The following is a 22,569-nucleotide window of genomic DNA, read 5'->3' as shown; positions in this document are numbered from 1 at the left end:
CCCCGGATACTGGCTCGCCCGTCGCGGGCGTGCCCCCTCATCAAGTTGCAGGGCCGCAACCTGAGGGTGTTCGTACGGCCCGGGACGGACCACAATCAATGTCCGTGAAACGGTGGCATGGCGGTGCGGAAGCACCACGAGGATCTCTTCGGGCGGGGAAACGGCTCAGTTGCGCTGTTCCAGGATGCCGGACTGCGAGATCAGATAGCCGAGCTGCGCCCGGCTGTTGCTGCCGAGCGCAGCGGACAGTTTGGCGACATGGGCGCGGCAGGTCCGCACGTTCATTCCCAGACGCCGGGCGATCGCCTCGTCGACATGGCCCTCGATCAGCAGCTGGGCGATGGAGCGCTGAACGCCGGACACCCCGTCCGGTGTGGGGTTGTACGGGATCTCGTCGAGCAGCGGAGTGGCGCGGCGCCAGAGCTGCTCGAAGACCTTGATGAGGTACTCGACCAGTCCGGGGTGGCGGAGTTCCAGAGCCACTCTGCGGTCGTCCCGCGCAGGGATGAAGGCGACCGTGCGGTCGAAGATGATCAGACGCTCGATCAGCTCTTCGAGGGTACGGATCTCGGCCTTTCCCCCTGAGATCCGGTCCGCGTATGCGAGAGTTCCCCGGCTGTGTCTGACGGTGTGCTGGTAGAGCGTCCGGATGCTCAGACCGCGGTCGATCAGCGGCCTGTCCCGCTCCAGGGCCTGGCTGAGGGCGTGCTCGCTCCGGCCGCCCCCGGGCTGGACGGTCAGCATCTCGGTCCGGCACTCTGCCGTGGCGAGGTTCAGCGCCGCGTTGATCCGGTCGAAGCCCTCCAGCACGGTGATCGCGTGCGTACTCGCGGGCGCTTGGGCGCTGATGGCCAGGAACGGCTCAAAAGAGTCGGCCAGTTGAACGGAGAGGCGTCTGCGGTCCTGGATCTCACGCTCGATGGGGTGCAGTTGCTGGGCAAGTGCGACGGCAGGCGGAACTGGGCGAAGCCGGTTCCCGTCGTCGGGATCGGGGTGGAGAAGACCCAGTTCCACCAGGCACGGGGCGGATTCCACCTCGACGCGAGTGACGTGGCCGGTGCGCAATGCGCTGGCGTAAAGCCGTGCCCCGTCGTCGCACAAGTCCGTTACGGCGTGAGGGTGTGTCGGTTGTGTGACGTTATTCGGCAAATCTCCACCCCCCAGGGTCCTGAACGTGCAAGAACATGATGCATCGTCCGTGTAGCGCTGACGTGCCGGAATGAGACATCGTCTTGTGATGCGGGGGAGAAGACACCATCAAGTGAGGACGAAGCTGACTATGTACAAGATATTGCTTCGCTCGGCGCTTGCCACTGCTTTCTCCGTGGCTCTGGCTTTCGGTGCTGTGGGCGGGGCGAAGCTCGCCGGGGACCCGCACGTTCGTGCGATCGGTGCGGACAGTGGCTGGGACCTGGTCCATGCGGACAGTGGCCGGGACAGCGTTCAGGCAGCATCTCCGCCCACGGACAGCGGCTGGGACAGTGCCCCGGCCTCGGTGCCGGCATGACCGTCCCCCCCGACGACAGAGTCTTCCAGCGCGAGATGGCCGTCGCCTACCGCTCCGGGTGGCATTTCATCGACCTCGTCACGGCGATTCCGCACCGTGGTGACTCGTTGATGGTCACCCTGTTCGGTGAGCCGATCGTCGTCGTACGCGAAGAGGATGAAGACGTTCGCGCGTACCGGTGTCTTCGCAGGCCCCGGGGTGCCCCGCAGCCCGTCCGCTGTGCCATCCGTTACGGCATGGTCTTCGTCAACCTGGACCGGCGCGATCACGAACTGATCGAGGCCGACCCGAATACAGCCATCCCCCGCAGTGCCTGACGCGATTCCCCCGTCGTAAAAGATCGCTCAGGCGCTTCCCCCACACAACGGCGCCACCGTGACCTGAACACGGTGGCGCCGTTGTGCTGTTCCGGCGCCGGAACCCTGATGGGGAAACCCCGTGGGTGCCCGGTGAGGATCCCCGGCGCGAGGATGCCGGGGATCAGCCGCGGCCGAGCGCCCGGTCGACGGAGATCTCGATCAGCACCCGGTCCGGGTTGAAGGCGGGGGTGCGCTCGTAGCGCTCCGCGTAGCGGCGCACCGCGTCGGCGATGAGCTCCGGCTCCCTGCGGACCACCGCACGCCCCTCCAGCGTCGCCCAGCGGCGTGTGGCCACCTGGCAGACAGCGACCCGGGCCCCTTCCGGGCCGCCGGCCAGGATGTTGGCGACCTTCCTGGACGCCTTGTTGGTGATGATCCGGGCGATCCCGGCCGCCGGCTCCCAGGTCACCCCGACGGGCACCACATGGGGGCTGCCGTCGGCGCGGAGGGTGGTCAGGGTGCAGAGGTGGTACTCACGCCAGAAGCTCAGGTAGGTCGCATCGGGGTTTCGTGGGTCAATGGCCATGTGCGCGAACCTACCGGTGAAGCTGCCATTCTTAGGTTGAGTGGAATAGACTCAACTTTGTGTACGCTGACTGAGTCATTGCTGTCACACTGCCCTGCAAGGAGGAGAGCGCACACGTGGACGCCGAGCTGACCAACAAGAGCCGGGACGCGATCAACGCGGCGAACAGCCGGGCCGTATCCGACCAGAACCCCGATCTGACGACCGCACATCTGCTCCTGGCGCTGCTGGAGGGGCAGGACAACGAGAACATCGTCGATCTGCTGACGGCTGTCGACGCCGATCAGGCAGCTGTGCGGTCCGGCGCCGAGCGGTTGCTGGGAGCACTGCCCCGCGTCACCGGGTCCACCGTGGCACCGCCCCAGCCGAACCGTGAGGTGCTCGCGGTCATCGCCGACGCCTCGCAGCGCGCCAAGGAGCTGGGCGACGAGTTCATCTCCACCGAGCATCTGCTGATCGGGATCGCGGCCAAGGGCGGCCAGGCCGGTGAGCTGTTGACGGAGCAGGGTGCCGGAGCGAAGAAGCTGCTGGCAGCGTTCGAGACGAGCAGGGGAGGGCGACGGGTGACCACACCCGACCCCGAGGGTCAGTACAAGGCGCTGGAGAAGTTCGGTACCGACTTCACCGCCGCCGCACGCGAGGGCAAGCTCGACCCGGTCATCGGGCGGGACCAGGAGATCCGCCGGGTGGTGCAGGTGCTGTCCCGGCGCACCAAGAACAACCCGGTGCTCATCGGCGAGCCGGGCGTCGGCAAGACCGCGGTGGTGGAGGGGCTGGCCCAGCGGATCGTCAAGGGCGATGTGCCGGAGAGCCTCAAGAACAAGCGGCTGGTCTCGCTGGACCTCAGCGCCATGGTGGCCGGTGCCAAGTACCGCGGTGAGTTCGAGGAGCGGCTGAAGACCGTGCTCTCCGAGATCAAGGAGAGCGACGGCCAGGTCATCACCTTCATCGACGAGCTGCACACCGTCGTCGGCGCGGGAGCGGGCGGCGACTCCGCGATGGACGCGGGCAACATGCTCAAGCCGATGCTCGCCCGCGGTGAGCTGCGGATGGTCGGCGCGACCACCCTCGACGAATACCGCGAGCGGATCGAGAAGGACCCCGCCCTGGAGCGGCGTTTCCAGCAGGTGCTGGTGGCCGAGCCGTCGGTCGAGGACACCATCGCCATCCTGCGTGGCCTCAAGGGGCGGTACGAGGCGCACCACAAGGTGCAGATCGCGGACTCGGCGCTGGTGGCGGCCGCGACCCTCTCCGACCGCTACATCACCTCGCGCTTCCTTCCGGACAAGGCGATCGACCTGGTCGACGAGGCCGCTTCCCGGCTGCGGATGGAGATCGACTCCTCTCCGCTGGAGATCGACGAGCTGCAGCGCTCGGTGGACCGGCTCCGGATGGAGGAACTGGCCCTCAAGAACGAGTCCGATGCCGCGAGCAAGCAGCGTCTGGACAAGCTGCGCCGCGACCTCGCCGACCGTGAGGAGGAGCTGCGCGGGCTCACCGCCCGCTGGGAGAAGGAGAAGCAGGGCCTCAACCGCGTCGGTGAGCTGAAGGAGCGGCTGGACGGGCTCCACGGTCAGGCCGAGCGCGCCCAGCGCGACGGCGACTTCGACACCGCGTCCAAGCTGCTCTACGGGGAGATCCCGGGTCTGGAGCAGGAACTGGAGGAGGCCGCCGAGGCCGAACAGGAAGCCGCGAAGGACACCATGGTCAAGGAGGAGGTCGGCTCCGACGACATCGCCGATGTGGTCGGCTCCTGGACCGGGATTCCCGCCGGCCGCCTGCTGGAGGGCGAGACGCAGAAGCTGCTGCGTATGGAGGAGGAGCTCGGCAAGCGGCTGATCGGCCAGACCGAAGCCGTGCAGGCCGTCTCGCACGCCGTACGCCGTACCCGCGCCGGCATCGCCGACCCGGACCGGCCGACCGGGTCCTTCCTCTTCCTCGGCCCGACGGGTGTCGGCAAGACCGAGCTCGCCAAGGCGCTGGCCGACTTCCTCTTCGACGACGAGCGCGCCATGGTCCGTATCGACATGAGCGAGTACGGCGAGAAGCACTCGGTGTCCCGCCTGGTCGGCGCGCCTCCCGGCTACGTCGGTTACGAGGAGGGCGGCCAGCTCACCGAGGCGGTGCGCAGGCGCCCGTACAGCGTGGTGCTGCTCGACGAGGTCGAGAAGGCCCACCCCGAGGTCTTCGACGTCCTGCTCCAGGTGCTGGACGACGGGCGGCTCACCGACGGCCAGGGGCGGACGGTGGACTTCCGCAACACCATCCTGATCCTGACGTCGAACCTCGGCAGCCAGTACCTCGTCGACCCGCTGACCAAGCCCGAGGAGAAGAAACGGCAGGTGCTGGACGTCGTACGGGCGTCGTTCAAGCCCGAGTTCCTCAACCGGCTGGACGATCTCGTGGTGTTCTCCGCGCTGTCCCAGGAGGAGCTGGCCCATATCGCCGGGCTCCAGATCGACCGCCTGGCGGCGCGGCTCGCCGAGCGCAGGCTGACCCTGGACGTCACACCGGCGGCGCTGGCCTGGCTGGCCGAGGAGGGCAACGACCCGGCCTACGGAGCCCGGCCGCTCCGCCGTCTGATCCAGACCGCGATCGGCGACCGGCTGGCGAAGGAGATCCTCGCCGGAGAGGTCACCGACGGTGACACCGTGCGGGTGGACCGCGTCGACGACCGGCTGATCGTGGGCCGTGCGGACCAGTCGGAGTAAGCCGGCAGCGGATAGTCACCGATAGTGCCGGGCGGGACTTGCCATGCCCCGCCCGGCATGGGGGAGGATGGAAGGACTCGTACGAAGGGCAATTCAAAGATGACCATCGACCCGTCCTCCATTCCGAACTTCGGGGGCCAGCCCGATCCGCAGGGCGCAGGACCGGCGGGCCCCGTCGTCCCCGACCAGGATCTGGTCAAGCAGCTTCTGGACCAGATGGAGCTGAAGTACGTCACCGACGACGAGGGCGACCTCGCCGCGCCGTGGGAGGAATTCCGCACGTACTTCATGTTCCGTGGCGAGGACGACCAGCAGGTCTTCTCGGTCCGGACGTTCTACGACCGCCCGCACAAGATCGAGGAGAAGCTCCAGCTCCTCGAGCTGATCGACGACTGGAACCGCCGCACGCTGTGGCCCAAGGTCTACAGCCACACCCACGACGACGGCAGCGTCCGTCTCATCGGCGAGGCCCAGATGCTCATCGGCACCGGTGTCGCTCTGGAGCACTTCGTCTCGTCCACCGTCAGCTGGGTCCGTGCCTCGATCGAGTTCGACAAGTGGCTCGTCGACCAGCTCGGTCTTGAGCAGGACCTGGAGTCGGGCTCCGGCGACGAGCCCGGCGACGAGGCCTGAGCGCCTCCGCCTCCTGAACAAGGGGCCCGGCTCCGGCCGTGATCGCAGTGATCACGGCCGGAGCCGGGCCTTCGGCATGCGCGGGGCGGTGCTCCCGGGCCCGCAGCGGCAGTGCTGACCACAGCCATACACGCAGAGCGCAGCGAGGAGAACCTGACCGCCGCGTTCCGACTGTTCCTTGCCCTGTTGCCCTGATGCCCTGATGAAGCAGGACGGTGGTGCCAGGTCGCTTCTGCTCGCGCTGCCTGAGGTGTTCCCGTGGGTGCGCCACCCGGACGACGAGGAAGTCCGGGAATTCACCGTCGAGCTCCTGGACGCCAAGTCCGACGCCGCTGAGCTGGGCGCCAGGGAGACCGTGCACCGAGCGGTCGTCTCGTGGCGGGCAGCCGCCCGCACCAGTCGTCCGACGCGCGCTCAGGCAGCGAGCCGCTTGAGGCGGGCTACAGCCTCATCCAGAACATCGGTTCGCTTGCAGAAGGCGAAGCGGACGAAGGGTGCTCCCTCCTCGCGGTGGTCGTAGAAGACCGCGTTCGGGATGGCGACCACGCCGGCCCGTTCCGGCAGGGCCCGGCAGAAGGCGAAGCCGTCCGTTTCCCCGAGTGGGCGGATGTCGGTGGTGATGAAGTACGTACCCGAGGGGTTGAAGACCTCGAAGCCCGCCGCCTTCAGCCCCGCCGACAGCAGGTCCCTCTTGGCCAGCATGTCGGCACGGAGGGATGCGAAGTACGCGTCCGGCAGCGCCAGGGCCTGGGCGACGGCGTACTGGAAGGGCCCGGCCGACACGTACGTCAGGAACTGCTTGGCCGACCGCACGGCCGTCACCAGCTCCGGCGTCGACGTCAGCCAGCCCACTTTCCAGCCGGTGAACGAGAACGTCTTTCCCGCGCTGCCGATCGACACCGTCCGCTCACGCATCCCGGGGAGGGAGGCGAGCGGGATGTGCTCGCCGTCGAAGACCAGGTGTTCGTACACCTCGTCGGTGACCACCAGCAGATCGCGCTCCACCGCGAGCTCCGCGACAGCGGCCAGTTCCGCACGGGAGAGCACGGTGCCGGTCGGGTTGTGCGGGGTGTTGAGCAGGATCAGCCTGGTCCGGTCGGTGACCGCGTCCCGCAGTTCGTCCAGGTCCAGATGGAACGAGCCTTCCCGTGGCCGCAGGGTGACCGGCACCCGGGTCCCGCCCGCCATCGCGATGCAGGCCGCGTAGGAGTCGTAGTACGGCTCCAGCGCGATCACCTCATCGCCCGGTTCGACCAGCGCCAGCAGCGATGCGGCGATGGCCTCGGTGGCGCCCGCCGTGACCAGGACCTCGGTGTCGGGGTCGTAGCCGAGTCCGTACCACCGCCGCTGGTGGTCGGTGACCGCCGAACGCAGCTCGGGGACGCCGGGGCCCGGCGGGTACTGGTTCCCCCGTCCGTCGCGCAGCGCACGGACCGCGGCCTCCCTGACCTCGTCCGGGCCGTCGGTATCGGGGAAGCCCTGGCCCAGGTTGATCGCTCCGGTCCGCAGGGCCAGCGCGGACATCTCGGCGAAGATCGTCGTTGTGAACTCGGCCAGTCGGCGGTTGAGCAGCGGTCGCCGGGCTGCGTGTCCGGTCGAGTTTCCGGTGGAGGTCATGGCCGCCATCCTGCGCCGAACCTCTGGACTTCCTCAACTCCTGCTTGGGCGGCTGCGGGCGAGGGGATCCCCCAGTCACGCACGAAGTCCGGTGACCGGGCGAGGGACCAACGGGGGACCCCGCAGCGGCGGACGAAAGGCAGGTGGGAGCCATGGGGCTGTTCATCTTCGCAGCGGTGGGCGTGCTGTTCCTGGTGGTGCTGCTCGCGGCCAGGGCAGGCAAGGGCGGCAAGGGCCGGCGTTACGGCAGCAGCTCGGCCGGCGGGGCGGCAGGCAGCAGCTGGTGGGCGGGCGACAGCGGAGGCTCGGGCGGGCACCACTCCGGCGGGCACCACTCGGGCGGGCATTCGGGCGGTCACTCCTCCTGCGGAGGCGGTCACTCATCCTGCGGAGGCGGTTCCTCCTGTGGCGGTGGATCATCCTGCGGCGGGGGAGGCTGTGGCGGCTCCAGCTGACACGGAACCGACGGAAGCGGCTGACACGGGGCAGCTGATTCCATTCCCTGAGGCACCCGGCGGACCAACGTCCGCCGGGTGCCTTCCTCTTGAGAAGTTGAACGTATGAACAGCGAGGCCCCCGAGGGGATGGAAACCCCGTCAAGTTGGGTAAAAATGAGGTGACCGTCACGTACTTCGTGATTCCCTCCGTGTTGAGAAGAAGCAGTCCTCGGACCCGAGACCTGACCGTGGCCCATGCCGGCGTCTCTTCCCCGACACCTGCTCCGGGGGTATCCCCGTCCATCTGCCGATTGTGTGTTTGCGGAGCCCACCCATGCTCACGACCCTCAGTACTGCCTACACCGACACCCGCGCCGCCGATCTGGCCTGGACGCTGGGCCGCGAGCCGCTGCCCGCCCTCGCGGTCCTCGATCTCGAACTGGGCGGGGCCAAACTTCAGATGAGGCTCCTCGGCGCCTCCCACCAGGTGATTCTGGAGGAGGAGGGCGGTTCCTGTTCCGAAACGGTCGCCTGTATTCCGGGGAGCAGCACCCCTTTACCCCTGGGCGTCGCCGAGCGGGTCGGTGACTGGGGGTACGAGTTCGCGGCGTGCGTCGAGACGCTCTCCGCGTGCTCCTTCGCGGGGCGCGCCCAGGAACTGCTCGCCCTGGTCGCCGACCACCCGAACAGCCTTGCCGGTACGTTCCCCGGCTCGCCACACGCCTTCACCGCGATGCTGGCGCAGCGCCGTGAGGGCCAGGTCCACTGGCGCACCTGGCATGCCTATCCGCAGGAGGGACAGCTGGTGGTGACCCGCACCCGAGTAGGTGTGCGTAATCCTGTTGGAGCCTCATTGCACCCGTGTGGGTGACAAGTTGTGAGCTTTTCGTGACGTAGCGTTCCCGGCATGGTCCACCTGTCCACGTGCCGCGACAGCCCGCGGGCGCGGCTGTCCGTACGTCCGGGGACCGGCAGGGTCTTCGTTCTCGCCACGGTCTTCGTCTGCGCAGCCTGCGGGCTGGTGTACGAGCTCGAACTGGTCGCGCTCGCGTCGTACCTGATCGGCGACTCGGTCACCCAGGCCTCCGTAGTGCTGTCCGTGATGGTCTTCGCGATGGGCATCGGTTCGCTGCTCGCCAAGAGGCTGCGGCTCCGCGCAGCGGTGGGTTTCGGGCTCATCGAGGCCGCGCTGGCGCTGGTCGGCGGGTGCTCGGCGCTCGTGCTCTATGCGGCGTTCGCCTGGGGCGGCGGTTCGCGATACGCGCTGGTCGGCTTCTCGCTGATGATCGGGGTGCTGATCGGGGCCGAGATCCCGCTGCTGATGACGCTGATCCAGCGGGTGTCGCGGCAGGACCCGGGAGGCGCGGTCGCCGATCTGTTCGCCGCGGACTACGTGGGCGCCCTGGCCGGCGGACTCGCCTTCCCGTTCTTCCTGCTCCCGCTGCTCGGCCAGCTGACGGGGGCGCTGCTCACCGGGACGGTCAACGCGGTGGCGGGCGGCGCGCTGGTGCTCTGGCTGTTCCGGGAGGATCTGACCCGGCGTGGGCGGTGGTGGCTGATCGCCGTCAACGTGCTGGTGCTCGCGGTCCTGGCGACCGCGACCGCCCTGGCCGGAGACTTCGAGCTGGCGGCGAGGCGTGCGGTGTACGGACCGCATGTGCGGGTCACCGTGCGGACGGGTGTCCAGGAGATCGTCCTCACCCGGTCGCCGCGGGGCACCGTGGATCTCTTTCTGAACGGGCGGCTGCGGGTCGACGGGCGGGACGAACGCCGCTACCACAAGGCGCTGGTCGCTCCGGCGATGAGCGGACCGCACCGCCGGGTGCTGATCCTGGGGGGCGGCGACGGACTCGCCGCGGCAGAGGCCATGAAGCACCGGGGTGTGGCATCGGTGACCGTGGTCGAGCTCGACCCGGGTGTCGAACGGCTTGCCCGTACGGACCCCGGGCTCTCCGCTCTGAACGGACACGCCTACCGGGATCCCCGGCTGCATGTGATCACTGCGGATGCCTTCACCTGGCTGCGGTCGCCGCGGCAGCGATACGACGTGATCATCTCGGATCTGCCGGACCCCGGGATCACACCCAGCACCAAGTTCTACTCGGAGGAGTTCTACGGCCTGGCGGCGCGGGTGCTTGCTCCCGGCGGGCGGCTGGCCGTGCACGCGGGCCCGGTGGAGACGCGGCCGGACAGTTTCTGGACGGTGGAGGAGACCATCCGGACGGCCGGACTGAGGACTCTCCCCTACCGGGCCGCCGGCCCAGCGGCCCGCCCCGGCCCTACGCGGGCGACGCCCGGTGACTGGGGCTTCGTCCTCGCCTCTCGTGCCCGGCCGCTGTTGAGCCCGGACGGCGGGGGCGGGGGCTCCTGGGCGGAGGTGCGGGGGCGGCCGGCCGGCATTGCGCCGTCCACTCTGGTGCACCCGCGCTACCCGGGCTGACGGAGCCCGGGGGCCGCCGGCAGCCACCGGGCGGGGCCCCCGGCTGCCGAAAGGCTGACGTGTCGGCCGTGTCTGAGTAGGCTCGATGTCCATGGAGCATGAGGTGTTCGTTCCGGTTCCGGCAGAGTCCGTCCGGCAGGTCCTGGCGGACCCCGCGAGGGTGGCCCGCTGTGTGCCCGGACTCCAACAGGCGGCGGATGCGGCCGAGGGCGCGCCGGCGGGCCGTCTCAAGGTCAGGATCGGCAGCCATACGATCACCTATCGCGGAACCCTGCGTATCGCCGCACAGGACGAGGGCTTCGCCATCGAGGGCGAGGGCACGGAGGTGCGCGGCACCGGTTCGGTGAAACTCTCCCTTGTGTTGCGTCTGACGGAATCCGCCACCGGCAGCGCCCTGACCTTCACCGGTACCGCCGGCGGGGACGGCCGGCTCTCGGAGCTGCCGGCGGAGGCCGCCCTGGCGGCGGCGCACCGGCTGCTGGACCGGTTCGGCGGGCTGGTGGAGAACGAGGCAGGGTCCGCGGGCGCGGACACCACGGCGGCCGGGGAGACGACGGACGCCGAGGGCGACGGTGCGGATGACGGTTCGCCGCCGCTGTCGGATGCGGACGTGCCGCCGTCCTCGCTCGACCCGGTGGCCGAGGCCGAGTTCATCGCAGCGGTGGACCCGCCCGCCGAGCCGCCGGTCGAGGCGGCCCATGCCCGCCGCACGATGATCGGCCGCAGCGCCGAGGAGGTCGACCACGCGCCACCGCGCGGCCGCTATGCCCCGGTGCCGGCTCCGTCTTCGACCACTGCGGGCGTGGCGCTGCGCTGGGCGGCCCCCGCGGCGGCCCTCGCCCTGGCGTCGGCGGTGGTGGTGGGCCGCGCGCTCCGACGCCGTCGGTAGCGCGCGGTGTCTCGGAGCCCGGGACACGCTCCGCCGTGCGATACACCGCAGCCGATGCGATGCGATGCGATGCACCGCATTCGACGCCGTGCGTTCATCCGCCGGTGATCGCGGGACAGCCCGTAGGGTCGTTGTGTGAGTAGCGAAGAGGTCCGGCTGTCCGCCGGCGACGTCGAGTTGACCGTAAATCCCGAGAACGGCTGCCGTGTCAGCAGCCTTCGCATCGGCGGAACCGAACTCCTGCGCCAGGGCGCGAAGTTCGGGTGCTTCCCCATGGTGCCCTGGTGCGGCCGTACCGGATACGGCGAATTCAGGAACGGCGGCGATCTGCACGCGCTGCCGGTCAATTCCCCACCGCACGCCATTCATGGAACGGGCCGCACCACTGCCTGGAAGACCCTCCGCAGCACCGCGGACCAGGCGGTGTTCACCTATGAGCTGACCGATCCCTGGCCGTACAGCGGCCGTGTCACCCAGACCTTCGAACTCACCGAGAACAGTCTGGTTCTCGCCTTCGGCGTGGAGACAAGTCGCGATTCGTTCCCGGCGCAGGCCGGCTGGCACCCCTGGTTCCGTCGCAACCTCGGCACCGGCGACGACGTACGGATCGACTTCCAGCCGTCCTGGCAGGAGGAGCGCGGTGAGGACCATCTGCCCACCGGCCGGCGTATCGAGCCTCTGCCCGGTCCGTGGGACGACTGCTTCGGAATGCCGGACGGCGTGGATGTCACCCTCACCTGGCCGGGTCAGCTGGAGCTGAAGGTGCAGAGCCGCGACGAGTGGGTGGTGGTCTACGACGAGCAGCAGGAGGCCGTCTGCGTCGAGCCCCAGTCCGGTCCGCCCAACGGGCTGAACACCCTTCCCCGTCTGGTGACCCTCATCGATCCCCTGGAGATCGCGGCCACCTGGACCTGGCGCCGCCTCTGAGCCGTCGCCCTTAAGCTCGGGGATATGACTGACGTACGCGCTGATCTGCTGCAGCACATCAAGGACAAGGCCGTGGTTCACGGCAAGGTGACTCTCTCATCGGGCAGGGAGGCCGACTGGTACATCGACCTGCGGCGGATCACCCTGGACGGTGCGGCGGCGCCGCTGGTCGGTCAGGTGATGCTGGATCTCACCGCGGATCTGGACTTCGACGCGGTCGGCGGTCTGACCCTCGGCGCTGACCCCATCGCCGACGCGATGCTGCATGCCGCCGCGGCCCGCGGCGAAAGGCTGGACGCCTTCGTGGTGCGCAAGGCCGCCAAGACGCACGGGATGCAGCGCCGCATCGAGGGCCCGGACATCAAGGGCCGCCGCGTCCTGGTCGTGGAGGACACCACCACGACGGGCGGCTCCCCGATGACCGCCGTCGAGGCAGTGCGGGAGGCCGGCGCGGAGGTCGTCGCGGTCGCCACCATCGTCGACCGCAACACCGGCGCGGATGAGGTCATCGCGAAGGCCGGGGTGCCCTACATCTTTGCCTACACCCAGGACGATCTGGATCTTTGAGCTTCGAAAGGTCTCGCTGACCTGCATTGATGTCGCGGGGGGTGCGGTTTCACGTGAAACCGCACCCCCTTCGCGCTTGTCAAGCCCCCACGCCCGGTGGAGCCGCGCCAGGAGTCTGGAAAGATAGGCCGCGACGATGACGTCGCCCCCAGGTCAGGGAACCCGCAACGCAAACCGCACATCCCAAGGAGCGGACAGATGCCCATCGCAACCCCCGAGGTCTACAACGAGATGCTCGACCGGGCGAAGGCAGGCACGTTCGCCTACCCGGCGATCAACGTGACCTCGACCCAGACCTTGCACGCGGCACTGCGCGGCTTCGCCGAGGCCGAGAGCGACGGCATCATCCAGATCTCCACCGGTGGTGCGGAGTTCCTGGGCGGTCAGTACGCGAAGGACATGGTCACCGGCTCGGTCGCGCTGGCCGAGTTCGCGCACATCGTCGCCGAGAAGTACCCGGTCACGGTCGCGCTGCACACCGACCACTGCCCGAAGGACAAGCTGGACGGCTATGTGCGTCCGCTTCTCGAGGTCTCCCGCAAGCGTGTCGAGGCCGGCCGCAACCCGCTCTTCCAGTCCCACATGTGGGACGGCTCCGCCGAGACCCTCGCGGACAACCTGTCCATCGGCCAGGAACTGCTCGCGCTGGCCGCTGCCGCGAAGATCATTCTTGAGGTCGAGATCACTCCGACCGGCGGCGAGGAGGACGGCGTCAGCCACGAGATCAATGACTCGCTGTACACCACCGTCGACGACGCGCTGCGTACCGCCGAGGCCCTCGGCCTGGGCGAGAAGGGCCGCTACCTGCTGGCTGCCTCCTTCGGCAATGTGCACGGCGTCTACAAGCCGGGCAACGTCGTGCTCCGCCCCGAGCTCCTGAAGGACCTCCAGGAGGGCGTCGCGGCCAAGTACGGCAAGGCCTCCCCGTTCGACTTCGTCTTCCACGGCGGCTCCGGTTCCTCCGAGCAGGAGATCGCCACCGCGCTGGAGAACGGCGTCGTGAAGATGAACCTCGACACCGACACCCAGTACGCCTTCACCCGTCCGGTCGTGGACCACGTGTTCCGCAACTACGACGGCGTGCTGAAGGTTGACGGTGAGGTCGGCTCGAAGAAGACCTATGACCCCCGCACCTGGGGCAAGGCCGCCGAGGCGGGCATGGCCAAGCGTGTGACCGAGGCCTGCGCGAACCTGCGCTCCACCGGCACCCGCCTGAAGTAAGCACGTCCCCGCGCCGGGCCCGGCACCCCGACCAGGGGTTGCCGGGCCCGGCGTCATGCCGGGCCGGGGAAACACAGGCTGGGGACTCCGGGGCAGTCGCAGGCCGGGGCCCAGCCGGGGAAGCACAGGGAGCGCATATGGCGTACGACTTCGACACCCCCGTCGACCGCCACGGCACGTGGAGCGTCCAGTGGGACGGGATCGCGGACCGGTTCGGCGTGGACGGGCTGCTGCCCTTCACCATCTCCGACATGGATTTCCGTTCCGCACCCGAAGTGCTCGCCGCACTTCAGGAACGGCTCGCCCACGGGGTTCTCGGCTACACCGACTGGCGACTGGGCGACTTCCGGGACGCGGTCCGCCACTGGTACGCGACCCGCTTCGACACCGAGATCGACACCGGGCGGATGGTCTACGGCCCTTCCGTCCTCAGCCAGCTCTCGCAGCTGCTCCAGATGTGGACGGACGAGGGCGACGGGGTGGTCACCCACACGCCCACCTATGACGGTTTCACCAAGGCGGTGACCGGCCTCGGCAGAGATCTGCGAGGCTGCCCGCCCGACGACCTCATGGAACTCGAGCGCCAGCTCGCCCGCCGTGACAGCAAGGTGCTGTTGCTCTGCTCCCCGCACAACCCCACCGGCCGGGTCTGGACCCACGACGAGCTGAGCCGGTTCGCCGCGCTGGCCGAGCGGTACGGAACCGCGGTCATCAGCGACGAGATCCACGCCGACTTCGTCCACGAGGGACACCGCCATCTCCCCTGGACCCGTTACGGGGCCGGCCGTTGGGCGCTCATCACCTCCGGCTCCAAGGCCTTCAACTTCCCGGCGCTGACCGGCTCCTACGGCATCATCGGCGATCCGGACGACCGGGCCGGCTACCTCCGCCGGATGGAAACCGGAGAGGGTCTGGCCTCGCCGGCCGTGCTCTCCCTGACCGCCCATATCGCGGCCTACCGGCACGGCGCCGACTGGCTGGACGAGGTGCGCGCCTACACCGCGGGAAACCTGTCGATGGTCGCGGACCGGCTGAACACCGCCTTCCCGGAGCTGGCATGGGCGCCGCCGCAGGCCGGCTATCTGGCATGGATCGATCTCCGTCCACTGGCTGTGGACGACGCTGCGCTGCAGCGCGAGCTCATCGAGGTGGAGAAAGTGGCGATCATGCCGGGGGCGGTCTACGGGGCGCCGGGGTTCGTGCGGCTGAATGTGGGGTGTGCGCGCTCCAAGGCGGAGGCAGGGGTGGAGGCGCTGCAGCGAGCCGTACGGTCGGCTCGGATGCCGCTGGGCGGGTAACGGATGAGGACTGCCCCACCCGGGTGTCCGGCCCGCACAGCCGGGTGGCCGCAGGGATGGCAGTCCGCCACCGGAACGGGGATGCTGCTGACATGGCCGAATCGCCACCGGACGACGCATCCGCAACCGGATCCACCCCCCACCCCCAGAGCACGAAGGATGCCGCACAGGGCGCATCCCAGGGCGTCCTCCGGGTGGCCTCCCGCCAAGGGCGCTGGGTCCTGCTCACCACCATCCTCGGATCGAGCATGGCGCTGCTCGACTCCACCGTGGTGAATGTGGCCCTCCCGCGGATCGGCGACGACTTCGACACCGATCTGGCAGTCCTCCAGTGGACACTCACCGCGTACATGCTCAGCCTGGCCGGGCTGATCCTCCTCGGCGGCGCGCTCGGCGACCGCTTCGGGCGGCGCAGAGTCTTTGTCATCGGAACGATCTGGTTCGCCGCGGCCTCGATGCTCTGCGGGCTCGCACCGAACGCGGGGGTGCTGATCGCCGCCCGCGCGCTCCAGGGTGTCGGCGGTGCCCTGCTGACGCCGGGCTCGCTGGCGCTGATCCAGGGGTCCTTCCACACCGACGACCGGGCCCGTGCGGTCGGTCTCTGGTCGGGTTTCGGCGGTGTGGGCGCGGCTGTCGGACCGTTTCTCGGCGGCTGGCTGGTCGACGGACCCGGCTGGCGCTGGGTGTTCCTGATCAACGTGCCGCTGGCCGCCCTCTGTGTACCGGTGGCGCTCAGGCACGTGCCCGAGACCAGGGACCCCGCGGCCCACGGCCGATTCGACGTGCTGGGCGCCGCTCTCGGGGCTGCGGCGCTCGCCCTCGTCACCTATGCGCTGATCGCAGCCCCCGGCCACAGCGCGTCCCCCGTGGTGTTCGGAGCAGCCGCCGCGGGGCTGGTCCTGGCCGCCGTCTTCGTCCACACCGAGCGCACACGGCCTGATCCGATGCTGCCGCCGTCGCTCTTCGCCTCGCGGCTGTTCACCACGGTCAACCTGGTCACGCTCTGTGTGTACGCGGCGTTCGGTGGTTTCTTCTTCTTCACCGCCCTCCAGCTCCAGGTCGTGGTGGGCTACTCGGCGCTCGGCGCGGGAACCGCGCTGCTGCCGACCACTGTGCTGATGCTGTTGTTCTCCGCGAAGTCCGGCGAACTGGGGCAGCGCATCGGACCGCGCATCCCGCTCACCGCGGGCCCGCTGTTCTGCGCCGCCGCGATGCTGCTGATGCTGCGCGTCGGCCCGCACGCCTCGTATGTGCGTGATGTGCTGCCCGCTCTGCTCGTCATGGGAACCGGCATGGTCACCTTGGTGGCGCCGCTGACCGCCACGGTGCTGGCATCGGTGGATGTCAGCCGAGCGGGCCTCGCCAGCGGAATCAACAACGCCGCCGCCCGGGCCGCCGGGCTGATCGCGGTGGCCGGGCTGCCGCTGCTGGCCGGGGTCGGCCCCGAGGCGTACCGATCGGTGACGGAGTTCGACTCGGCGTTCCGGCGGGCGATGCCGTTGTGCGCGGCTGTTCTCGTGCTGGGTGCGCTGATCGCGTTCTTCGCCGTGCGCGCACCCCGGGCCGAGCGGTGCCACGCCGAGTGCAAGGTGCACTGCGGGGTAGGGGCACCCCCGCTGGAGACTGGGGCGCAGACCAGCACCGACTGAATACGGGGCGCCGGGCAGCGCGGAAAGACGGAATCGGCGCCCGCGCGAGCCGGGTGGCGCCGAGCGAGGCAGACTGGCACCCATGTCCATTCACGAGAATCTGCTCGGCGGCCCTCCTCCGACCCATCTCCCCGACGACCCCGAGCCCCGCGAGCTGCTGGCCGGCGGCGCCGCACCCGCGGATGTCGCCGCGAAGTACCCGACCTCCTCCCTCGCCTGGGCGCAGCTCGCCGATGACGCCTTCGAGCACGGGCGGGTCGTCGAGTCGTACGCCTACGCCCGTACCGGCTACCACCGCGGCCTCGACTCGCTGCGCCGGGCCGGCTGGAAGGGTCACGGCCCGGTGCCGTGGGAGCACGAGCCGAACCGCGGTTTCCTCCGTGCCCTGCACGCGCTGGCGCGCGCCGCGCAGTCGATCGGGGAGGACGCGGAGTACGAGCGCTGCTCGGCGTTCCTCCGCGACTCGTCGCCGGCCGCGGCGGACACGCTGAGCTGAGCGTGCACGGCGGCACGAAGGCATGACGGCACAGCCGGAACGAGCGGGGGCGGGACACGCAGAGATGCGGGTCCGGCCCCTGTTTGTCTTGCCGACGGGTGTGAGAGGCACCGATGATGAAGGTGGGGACCGGGGCCCACCTGTCGACGGAAGGGGCGGACCGCTACCTGGAGCTCGACCGAGGAGACAGTGATGTCGACCCCTTCGCACGACCCCGCGCCCGCGTCGGAACCCGGCCCGAATCTCGATTTCGCGGGTACCACGCCGTACGAGGACTACGTACAGGCGGATGTCCTGACCCACCTCCAGCATCTGCGCTCGGACGATCCGGGAGAGATGGTCTTCCTGGTGACGACCCAGGTGATGGAGCTGTGGTTCACGGTGATCGTGCACGAGTGGGAAACCGCGTCCCGGGCCCTGCGCGGGGACGATCTGCCGGTCGCCCTCGCGGCCCTGAAGCGTTCCTCTCACGAACTGCGGGCGCTCAATGAGTCCTGGCGCCCACTGGCCCAGCTGACCCCCGGCCAGTTCAACGCCTACCGGGGTGCGCTCGGTGAGGGCTCCGGGTTCCAGTCCGCCATGTACCGCCGGCTGGAATTCCTGCTCGGCGACAAGTCGGCATCGATGCTGGTGCCGCACCGGGGCGCGCCGCGGGTCCACGCCGAGCTGGAGAAGGCCTTGCAGGAGCCGAGCCTCTACGATGAGGTACTGCGGTTCCTCGCCCGGCACGGTCAGCCGGTTCCGGCCTCCGTGCTGGACCGTGACCTGGCGCTGAAGTACGAGCCGTCCGATGAGGTCGAGGCGGTCTGGACGGCGGTCTACACGGGGGAGCAGGACAGCGAACTGGTCCTGCTGGGCGAGGCGCTGACCGATGTCGGCGAGCTGGTCTGGCGGTGGCGCAACGACCATCTGGTGGCCACCCGCAGGGCGATGGGCTCGAAGACGGGCACCGGCGGTTCGGCCGGGGTGGCCTGGCTGGAGAAACGCGCAACGAAGAACGTCTTCCCCGAGCTCTGGACGGCCCGCAGCCATGTCTGAACCGACCACACCCGAGATCACCGTGACCGGGACGGCCGGGCCCGGTCCTGCCGTGTCCGCTCTGGCCGCGAAGGCCGCTGAGCTCGACGCCGCAGACGAACTCGCGGCGTGCCGCGACCTGTTCGCCATCGACGACACCGTCTACCTCGATGGGAACTCCCTCGGCGCCCTGCCGCGCCATGTCCCGGCCCGGATGCAGGAGGTCATCACCCGCGAATGGGGTGCGCTGCGGATCCGCTCCTGGGAGGAGTCCGGCTGGTGGACCGCTCCGGAACGGGTCGGGGACAGAATCGCGCCGCTGGTGGGAGCCGCCCCCGGCACCGTCGTGGTCGGCGACTCGACAAGCGTCAACGTCTTCAAGGCCCTTGTGGCCGCGGTCCGGACGGCCGGACCGGACCGTGACGAGGTCCTGGTGGACGCCACGACCTTCCCCACGGACGGCTACATCGCCGATTCGGCGGCCCGGATGACCGGGCGGCGGCTGGTGCCCTACACCCCCGGAGACCCGATCGGCCCGCGTGCCGCGGCGGTGCTGATCAATCATGTCGACTACCGGACGGGCCGCCTGCACGATCTGCCCGCGCTGACCGCGCAGGCGCACATGGCGGGCGCCATGACCGTCTGGGACCTCTGCCACAGCGCGGGCGCCCTTCCGGTCGGGCTCGCGGAGCACGGAGTGGACTTCGCGGTCGGCTGCACCTACAAGTATCTGAACGGCGGCCCGGGTTCACCCGCCTTCCTCTATGTGCGCCCCGGCCTCCAGCCGTCCTTCGACTCCCCGCTGCCCGGCTGGAACTCGCATGCCGACCCGTTCGGTATGACACCCGAGTACACCCCGGCCACAGGGGCGCCGCGCGGCCGGATCGGCACCCCGGACATCCTGTCGATGCTGGCTCTGGAGTCGGCGCTCGACGTGTGGGACGGCGTATCGATCAAGGCCGTCCGCGCGAAATCACTCGTCCTGACGGACTTCTTCCTGGAATGTGTGCGACACCTGCCGGTGGAGCAGGTGACTCCGCAATCCCATGCCGAGCGCGGCAGCCAGGTCTCACTGCGATGCGAGAACGCCGGTGCGGTCATGAAGGAGTTGATCTCCCGGGGAGTGGTGGGGGACTTCAGGCAGCCGGATGTGCTGCGCTTCGGATTCACCCCGCTCTACGTCGGTTTCGGCGATGCGCTGCGCGCTGCCCGCGTTCTGGGGGAGGTACTGGGCTGATAGCGTCCCCGCTGGTCAGGGCAATTCGGCTGGTGTGACGAGAGGTTGGAGCAGTATGTCGGACGACGCAGAGGCCGATGCGGTCTTCGCGCATCCCGCTGTCGAGCCCGATGCCACCGCGGCATACGGAGCTCACCCCGACCAGATCGTGGACTTCTACGCCCCGCGCGGCGGCGAGGGGACGGCCACCACCGTCCCCCTCGTCGTCGTACTGCACGGCGGAGCCTGGCGGGAGAAGATCGACCGGCAGCACATCACTCCGTTCGTGGACTTCCTGGCCCGCCGCGGCTTCGCCGTGGCCAACGTCGAGTACCGCAGGGGCGGCACCGAGCCGGGCAGCGCGGGCCGCTTCCCTGACACCCTCGACGACGTCGCCGCCGCTCTGGACCTGCTGCCCGAACTCGTGGCGGACCGTCTTCCGGGGGCGGACCTCCGCCGCACCGTCCTCACCGGTCACTCGGCCGGTGGTCATCTCGCCCTGTGGGCGGCCGCCCGGCAGGTCCTTCCGCCGGACGCGCCGTGGCACCGCTCCACCCCGCCGTTCCGCGGGGTCGTGGCGCTCGCACCGATCGCGCACTTCGCGGTCGCCCGCGAACTGGGTGCGTGCGGGGGAGCGGTCGACGAGTTCCTCGGCGGTACGGGGAACGAGGCGTGGACGGACCCCGCCGCACTGCTGCCCACCGGTATCGCGGCCACGGTGGTCCAGGGCCGCACCGACACGACGGTACCGTCCCGGGTCGCCGAGGCGTACGCGGACGCGACGGCCAAGGAGGGAGAGCCCGCCGGTCTGACGCTGCTCGACGGTGTCGGGCACTTCGCGCTGATCGATCCGGCGGCCGACGCCTGTGCGGTGGTTGCCGCGGAGATCGAGCAGCTGGCCTGGTAGTCCCAGGTCAGGGCCATTGCGTGCCCGGTAGTACCTGAGAGGGACCCGGCAGGATCCGCTTCAGTACGGACGACCACGGGGATCCGGGCGCCTACCGTGCTGTATGTGACCGAGACCAAGACTCGCAGCCCCGAGTACCGACTGGCGCAGGGCGCCCTGTCGGGACTTCGCCAGGATCTCTTCCTGGACGCCTTCGCCTACCGGCCGCTGGCTCCGATGCATACCGACGGGCCGGTCACCCGGCGGCTGTCCGGCCGGATACGGACGTACGCCGGGTGGATCCCGCACGCCGCGGTGCTCGGTGCGGCCCTGCTCACGCTGTTGCTGACGTTCGCGGCGGCGGGCATGGAGAGCGGCCCGCTGTATGCCGTGGCGGCCTTGCTGCCGGCGGCGGCCGTGGCGATGACCCTGATCAGGCCGGTCGGCGCCTGGTGGGTGTCGATGGCGATCACGCCGGTGAGCGCTGTGATCGGTGGGGTGTCCGACGGCTGGCCCTGGCCGCCCGGCGCGTTCCTGGCCCATCTCACGGTGGTGACGGTGGTCGCGGCCAGGACCCGGCCCCGTACCGCGGCCTGGATGTGGGTGGGTACGGCGGTGTACGGGGTCTTCGCCGACGCGCTTGTCGGCTCCAGTGGTTCCGACACCCTGCCGATGCTGTTCTTCATGGCAGTCGCCCTGCTGATCACCACGACCGTGCACATCCGCCACGAGGCGCAGCGCGAGGTCAAGGTCCAGCGGAACGTCACCGCCGTCGAGCGTGACAAGCGCACCCTGCTCGAGGAGCGCACGACCATCGCCCGTGAGCTGCATGACGTCGTGGCCCACCACATGTCGGTGGTCGCCATCCAGGCGGAGGCGGCGCCGTACCGAGTGACCGACCCGCCGCCGGAACTGACCAGATCCTTCGAGGTGATCAGGGAGAACGCGGTCGCCGCGCTCACCGAGCTGCGCCGGGTCCTCGGTGTCGTACGGGCCGAGGACTACGAGGCCCCCGACGCCCCGCAGCCCACCCTCGCCGAACTCGACGGGCTGCTCGCCAACGTGCGCAGCGCCGGCCTGACCGTCGACAGGACGGTGACCGGCGCGGTGCGTGAGCTGCCGCAGGGGGTCGAGCTTTCGGCGTACCGCATCGTGCAGGAGGCCCTGAGCAACGCACTGCGGCACGCGCCGGGCGCCGAAGCCCGGGTGGAGGTCAGCTATGTGCTCGGCGGGCTGGGCCTGCGCGTGGTCAACGGACCTCCCCGCGGCCTGGTCAAGCCCTCGCCGGGGGCCGGCCACGGCCTGACCGGGATGCGGGAACGGGTGACCATGCTGAACGGCGAGATGACCGCCGAGCCCACCGACGACGGCGGCTTCGAGGTCGCGGCCTTCCTCCCGGTGCAGCGCTCAGCCGAGGAGTCCGCATGACCGCGCAGCCCGAAGGGCCCGCCGCGGCCGGCACCATCAGGGTGCTGGTCGTCGATGACCAGATGATGGTCCGGGAGGGTTTCTCCGTCCTGCTCAACGCGATGCCCGGCATCGAGGTGATCGGCGAGGCCGTCGACGGCCGGCAGGCGGTGGCTCAGGTCGCCGCCCTGCGCCCGGACGTCGTCCTGATGGACATCCGGATGCCCCAGCTCAACGGCATCGAGGCGACCCGCGAGATCGTGGCGGCGGACTCGGCGGCCAAGGTGCTGGTCCTGACCACCTTCGACCTCGACGAGTACGTCTACGAGGCGCTGCGTGCGGGGGCCTCCGGTTTCCTCCTCAAGGACGCCTCGGCGCGCCAGCTGGCCGACGGCGTACGCGTGGTGGCATCCGGCGAAGCGCTGCTGGCGCCCACCGTCACCAAGCGGCTGATCTCCGAGTTCTCCCGGCTGTCGGACACCCCCCGGCAGCCCTCGCTCGCCCAGGTCGGCGACCTCACGGAGCGCGAGACCGAGGTGCTCGTACAGATCGCGCAGGGCCTGTCGAACGCCGAGATCGCGTCCCGGCTGGTCGTCGCCGAGTCCACGATCAAGACCCATGTGAGCCGGATCCTGGTGAAGCTCGGCCTGCGGGACAGGACCCAGGCGGCGGTTTTCGCCTATGAGACGGGGCTGGTCAGGCCGGGGTGATCACCCGCAGGCGGGCGGCCCGTCCGCCGGGACAGGTCCCCGTCCACCTCCGAGCG

General features: G+C 69.7%; 21 protein-coding genes. 18 read left to right on the top strand and 3 right to left on the bottom strand.

What is annotated here, in order from left to right; genetic code table 11:
- Positions 1-165: 165 nt before the first annotated feature.
- Positions 166-1,149, bottom strand: a complete 984-nt coding sequence (locus OHS16_RS14430) for a helix-turn-helix transcriptional regulator (RefSeq protein ID WP_328537602.1) — start codon at positions 1,147-1,149, stop codon at positions 166-168.
- 354 nt (positions 1,150-1,503) lie between these two features.
- Here OHS16_RS14430 and OHS16_RS14425 point away from each other — a divergent pair, with 354 nt between their 5' ends.
- Complete coding sequence (locus OHS16_RS14425) at positions 1,504-1,824, top strand: (2Fe-2S)-binding protein (RefSeq protein WP_328537601.1); 321 nt, start codon at positions 1,504-1,506, stop codon at positions 1,822-1,824.
- A gap of 163 nt (positions 1,825-1,987) precedes the next feature.
- Here OHS16_RS14425 and OHS16_RS14420 read toward each other — a convergent pair whose 3' ends face one another.
- On the bottom strand, positions 1,988-2,392 hold the full coding sequence (locus OHS16_RS14420; RefSeq protein ID WP_328537600.1) for a pyridoxamine 5'-phosphate oxidase family protein: 405 nt from the start codon (positions 2,390-2,392) through the stop codon (positions 1,988-1,990).
- A 116-nt stretch (positions 2,393-2,508) separates the two neighbouring features.
- On the opposite strand from OHS16_RS14420, the gene clpB reads away from it, so the two are divergent.
- Both clpB and OHS16_RS14410 read left to right on the top strand, forming a co-directional pair.
- The gene (gene clpB, locus OHS16_RS14415; protein WP_328537599.1) at positions 2,509-5,103 is read left to right on the top strand and encodes an ATP-dependent chaperone ClpB; all 2,595 of its coding nucleotides are present in this window, start codon (positions 2,509-2,511) and stop codon (positions 5,101-5,103) included.
- A gap of 99 nt (positions 5,104-5,202) precedes the next feature.
- Entirely contained in the window at positions 5,203-5,736 is a 534-nt protein-coding gene (locus OHS16_RS14410; protein WP_328537598.1) for a YbjN domain-containing protein, read from the top strand.
- Positions 5,737-6,150: 414 nt separating this feature from the next.
- Here the strand turns inward: OHS16_RS14410 and OHS16_RS14405 are convergent, their stop codons facing one another.
- The gene (locus OHS16_RS14405) at positions 6,151-7,362 is read right to left on the bottom strand and encodes a pyridoxal phosphate-dependent aminotransferase (protein ID WP_328537597.1); all 1,212 of its coding nucleotides are present in this window, start codon (positions 7,360-7,362) and stop codon (positions 6,151-6,153) included.
- Between the two features lie 143 nt (positions 7,363-7,505).
- Between OHS16_RS14405 and OHS16_RS14400 the strand changes: the two genes are divergently transcribed.
- The 15 genes from OHS16_RS14400 to OHS16_RS14330 all read left to right on the top strand — a co-directional run bounded on the left by OHS16_RS14400 (position 7,506) and on the right by OHS16_RS14330 (position 22,513).
- Entirely contained in the window at positions 7,506-7,808 is a 303-nt protein-coding gene (locus tag OHS16_RS14400; protein WP_328537596.1) for a hypothetical protein, read from the top strand.
- Positions 7,809-8,124: 316 nt separating this feature from the next.
- Complete coding sequence (locus tag OHS16_RS14395) at positions 8,125-8,661, top strand: DUF2617 family protein (RefSeq protein ID WP_328537595.1); 537 nt, start codon at positions 8,125-8,127, stop codon at positions 8,659-8,661.
- A 36-nt stretch (positions 8,662-8,697) separates the two neighbouring features.
- Positions 8,698-10,230 carry a polyamine aminopropyltransferase gene (locus OHS16_RS14390; protein WP_328537594.1) on the top strand — a complete coding sequence of 511 codons (1,533 nt, stop codon included), beginning with the start codon at positions 8,698-8,700 and terminating at the stop codon, positions 10,228-10,230.
- Between the two features lie 91 nt (positions 10,231-10,321).
- Positions 10,322-11,119 carry an SRPBCC family protein gene (locus tag OHS16_RS14385; RefSeq protein WP_328537593.1) on the top strand — a complete coding sequence of 266 codons (798 nt, stop codon included), beginning with the start codon at positions 10,322-10,324 and terminating at the stop codon, positions 11,117-11,119.
- Positions 11,120-11,254: 135 nt separating this feature from the next.
- Positions 11,255-12,046 carry an aldose epimerase family protein gene (locus OHS16_RS14380; RefSeq protein WP_328537592.1) on the top strand — a complete coding sequence of 264 codons (792 nt, stop codon included), beginning with the start codon at positions 11,255-11,257 and terminating at the stop codon, positions 12,044-12,046.
- 24 nt (positions 12,047-12,070) lie between these two features.
- Positions 12,071-12,613: an orotate phosphoribosyltransferase gene (pyrE, locus tag OHS16_RS14375; protein WP_328537591.1), complete on the top strand. Its 543-nt coding sequence runs from the start codon at positions 12,071-12,073 to the stop codon at positions 12,611-12,613.
- 198 nt (positions 12,614-12,811) lie between these two features.
- Positions 12,812-13,834, top strand: a complete 1,023-nt coding sequence (gene fbaA / locus OHS16_RS14370; RefSeq protein ID WP_328537590.1) for a class II fructose-bisphosphate aldolase — start codon at positions 12,812-12,814, stop codon at positions 13,832-13,834.
- A gap of 137 nt (positions 13,835-13,971) precedes the next feature.
- On the top strand, positions 13,972-15,132 hold the full coding sequence (locus OHS16_RS14365; RefSeq protein WP_328537589.1) for a MalY/PatB family protein: 1,161 nt from the start codon (positions 13,972-13,974) through the stop codon (positions 15,130-15,132).
- A gap of 92 nt (positions 15,133-15,224) precedes the next feature.
- Entirely contained in the window at positions 15,225-16,781 is a 1,557-nt protein-coding gene (locus tag OHS16_RS14360) for an MFS transporter (protein WP_328537588.1), read from the top strand.
- A gap of 82 nt (positions 16,782-16,863) precedes the next feature.
- A complete protein-coding gene (locus OHS16_RS14355; protein WP_328537587.1) occupies positions 16,864-17,277 on the top strand; it encodes a DUF3151 domain-containing protein in 414 nt (137 codons plus the stop codon).
- Positions 17,278-17,469: 192 nt separating this feature from the next.
- A complete protein-coding gene (locus OHS16_RS14350) occupies positions 17,470-18,315 on the top strand; it encodes a tryptophan 2,3-dioxygenase family protein (RefSeq protein WP_328537586.1) in 846 nt (281 codons plus the stop codon).
- Positions 18,308-19,531 (top strand): kynureninase, encoded by a 1,224-nt coding sequence (gene kynU, locus OHS16_RS14345; protein WP_443042615.1) that lies wholly within the window; start codon positions 18,308-18,310, stop codon positions 19,529-19,531. Before OHS16_RS14350 ends, kynU begins: the two co-directional genes overlap by 8 nt.
- A 55-nt stretch (positions 19,532-19,586) precedes the next feature.
- On the top strand, positions 19,587-20,417 hold the full coding sequence (locus OHS16_RS14340; protein WP_328537585.1) for an alpha/beta hydrolase family protein: 831 nt from the start codon (positions 19,587-19,589) through the stop codon (positions 20,415-20,417).
- 105 nt (positions 20,418-20,522) lie between these two features.
- Positions 20,523-21,824: a sensor histidine kinase gene (locus OHS16_RS14335; protein WP_328537584.1), complete on the top strand. Its 1,302-nt coding sequence runs from the start codon at positions 20,523-20,525 to the stop codon at positions 21,822-21,824.
- On the top strand, positions 21,821-22,513 hold the full coding sequence (locus tag OHS16_RS14330) for a response regulator transcription factor (protein ID WP_328537583.1): 693 nt from the start codon (positions 21,821-21,823) through the stop codon (positions 22,511-22,513). Before OHS16_RS14335 ends, OHS16_RS14330 begins: the two co-directional genes overlap by 4 nt.
- Positions 22,514-22,569: the final 56 nt, after the last annotated feature.

The sequence above is a fragment of the Streptomyces sp. NBC_00344 genome, assembly GCF_036088315.1.
GTDB lineage: Bacteria > Actinomycetota > Actinomycetes > Streptomycetales > Streptomycetaceae > Streptomyces.
The sequence above is the reverse complement of the archived record's forward strand: the minus strand, read 5'-3'. Positions and strand labels throughout refer to the sequence as shown.

Coding starts and splice junctions, on each gene's coding strand:
- OHS16_RS14425 (WP_328537601.1), top strand. CDS start 1,504: ATGACCGTCCCCCCCGACGACAGAGTCTTCCAGCGCGAGATGGCCGTC.
- OHS16_RS14420 (WP_328537600.1), bottom strand. CDS start 2,392: ATGGCCATTGACCCACGAAACCCCGATGCGACCTACCTGAGCTTCTGG.
- OHS16_RS14410 (WP_328537598.1), top strand. CDS start 5,203: ATGACCATCGACCCGTCCTCCATTCCGAACTTCGGGGGCCAGCCCGAT.
- OHS16_RS14405 (WP_328537597.1), bottom strand. CDS start 7,362: ATGGCGGCCATGACCTCCACCGGAAACTCGACCGGACACGCAGCCCGG.
- OHS16_RS14400 (WP_328537596.1), top strand. CDS start 7,506: ATGGGGCTGTTCATCTTCGCAGCGGTGGGCGTGCTGTTCCTGGTGGTG.
- OHS16_RS14395 (WP_328537595.1), top strand. CDS start 8,125: ATGCTCACGACCCTCAGTACTGCCTACACCGACACCCGCGCCGCCGAT.
- OHS16_RS14390 (WP_328537594.1), top strand. CDS start 8,698: ATGGTCCACCTGTCCACGTGCCGCGACAGCCCGCGGGCGCGGCTGTCC.
- OHS16_RS14385 (WP_328537593.1), top strand. CDS start 10,322: ATGGAGCATGAGGTGTTCGTTCCGGTTCCGGCAGAGTCCGTCCGGCAG.
- pyrE (WP_328537591.1), top strand. CDS start 12,071: ATGACTGACGTACGCGCTGATCTGCTGCAGCACATCAAGGACAAGGCC.
- fbaA (WP_328537590.1), top strand. CDS start 12,812: ATGCCCATCGCAACCCCCGAGGTCTACAACGAGATGCTCGACCGGGCG.
- OHS16_RS14365 (WP_328537589.1), top strand. CDS start 13,972: ATGGCGTACGACTTCGACACCCCCGTCGACCGCCACGGCACGTGGAGC.
- OHS16_RS14360 (WP_328537588.1), top strand. CDS start 15,225: ATGGCCGAATCGCCACCGGACGACGCATCCGCAACCGGATCCACCCCC.
- OHS16_RS14355 (WP_328537587.1), top strand. CDS start 16,864: ATGTCCATTCACGAGAATCTGCTCGGCGGCCCTCCTCCGACCCATCTC.
- OHS16_RS14350 (WP_328537586.1), top strand. CDS start 17,470: ATGTCGACCCCTTCGCACGACCCCGCGCCCGCGTCGGAACCCGGCCCG.
- kynU (WP_443042615.1), top strand. CDS start 18,308: ATGTCTGAACCGACCACACCCGAGATCACCGTGACCGGGACGGCCGGG.
- OHS16_RS14340 (WP_328537585.1), top strand. CDS start 19,587: ATGTCGGACGACGCAGAGGCCGATGCGGTCTTCGCGCATCCCGCTGTC.
- OHS16_RS14330 (WP_328537583.1), top strand. CDS start 21,821: ATGACCGCGCAGCCCGAAGGGCCCGCCGCGGCCGGCACCATCAGGGTG.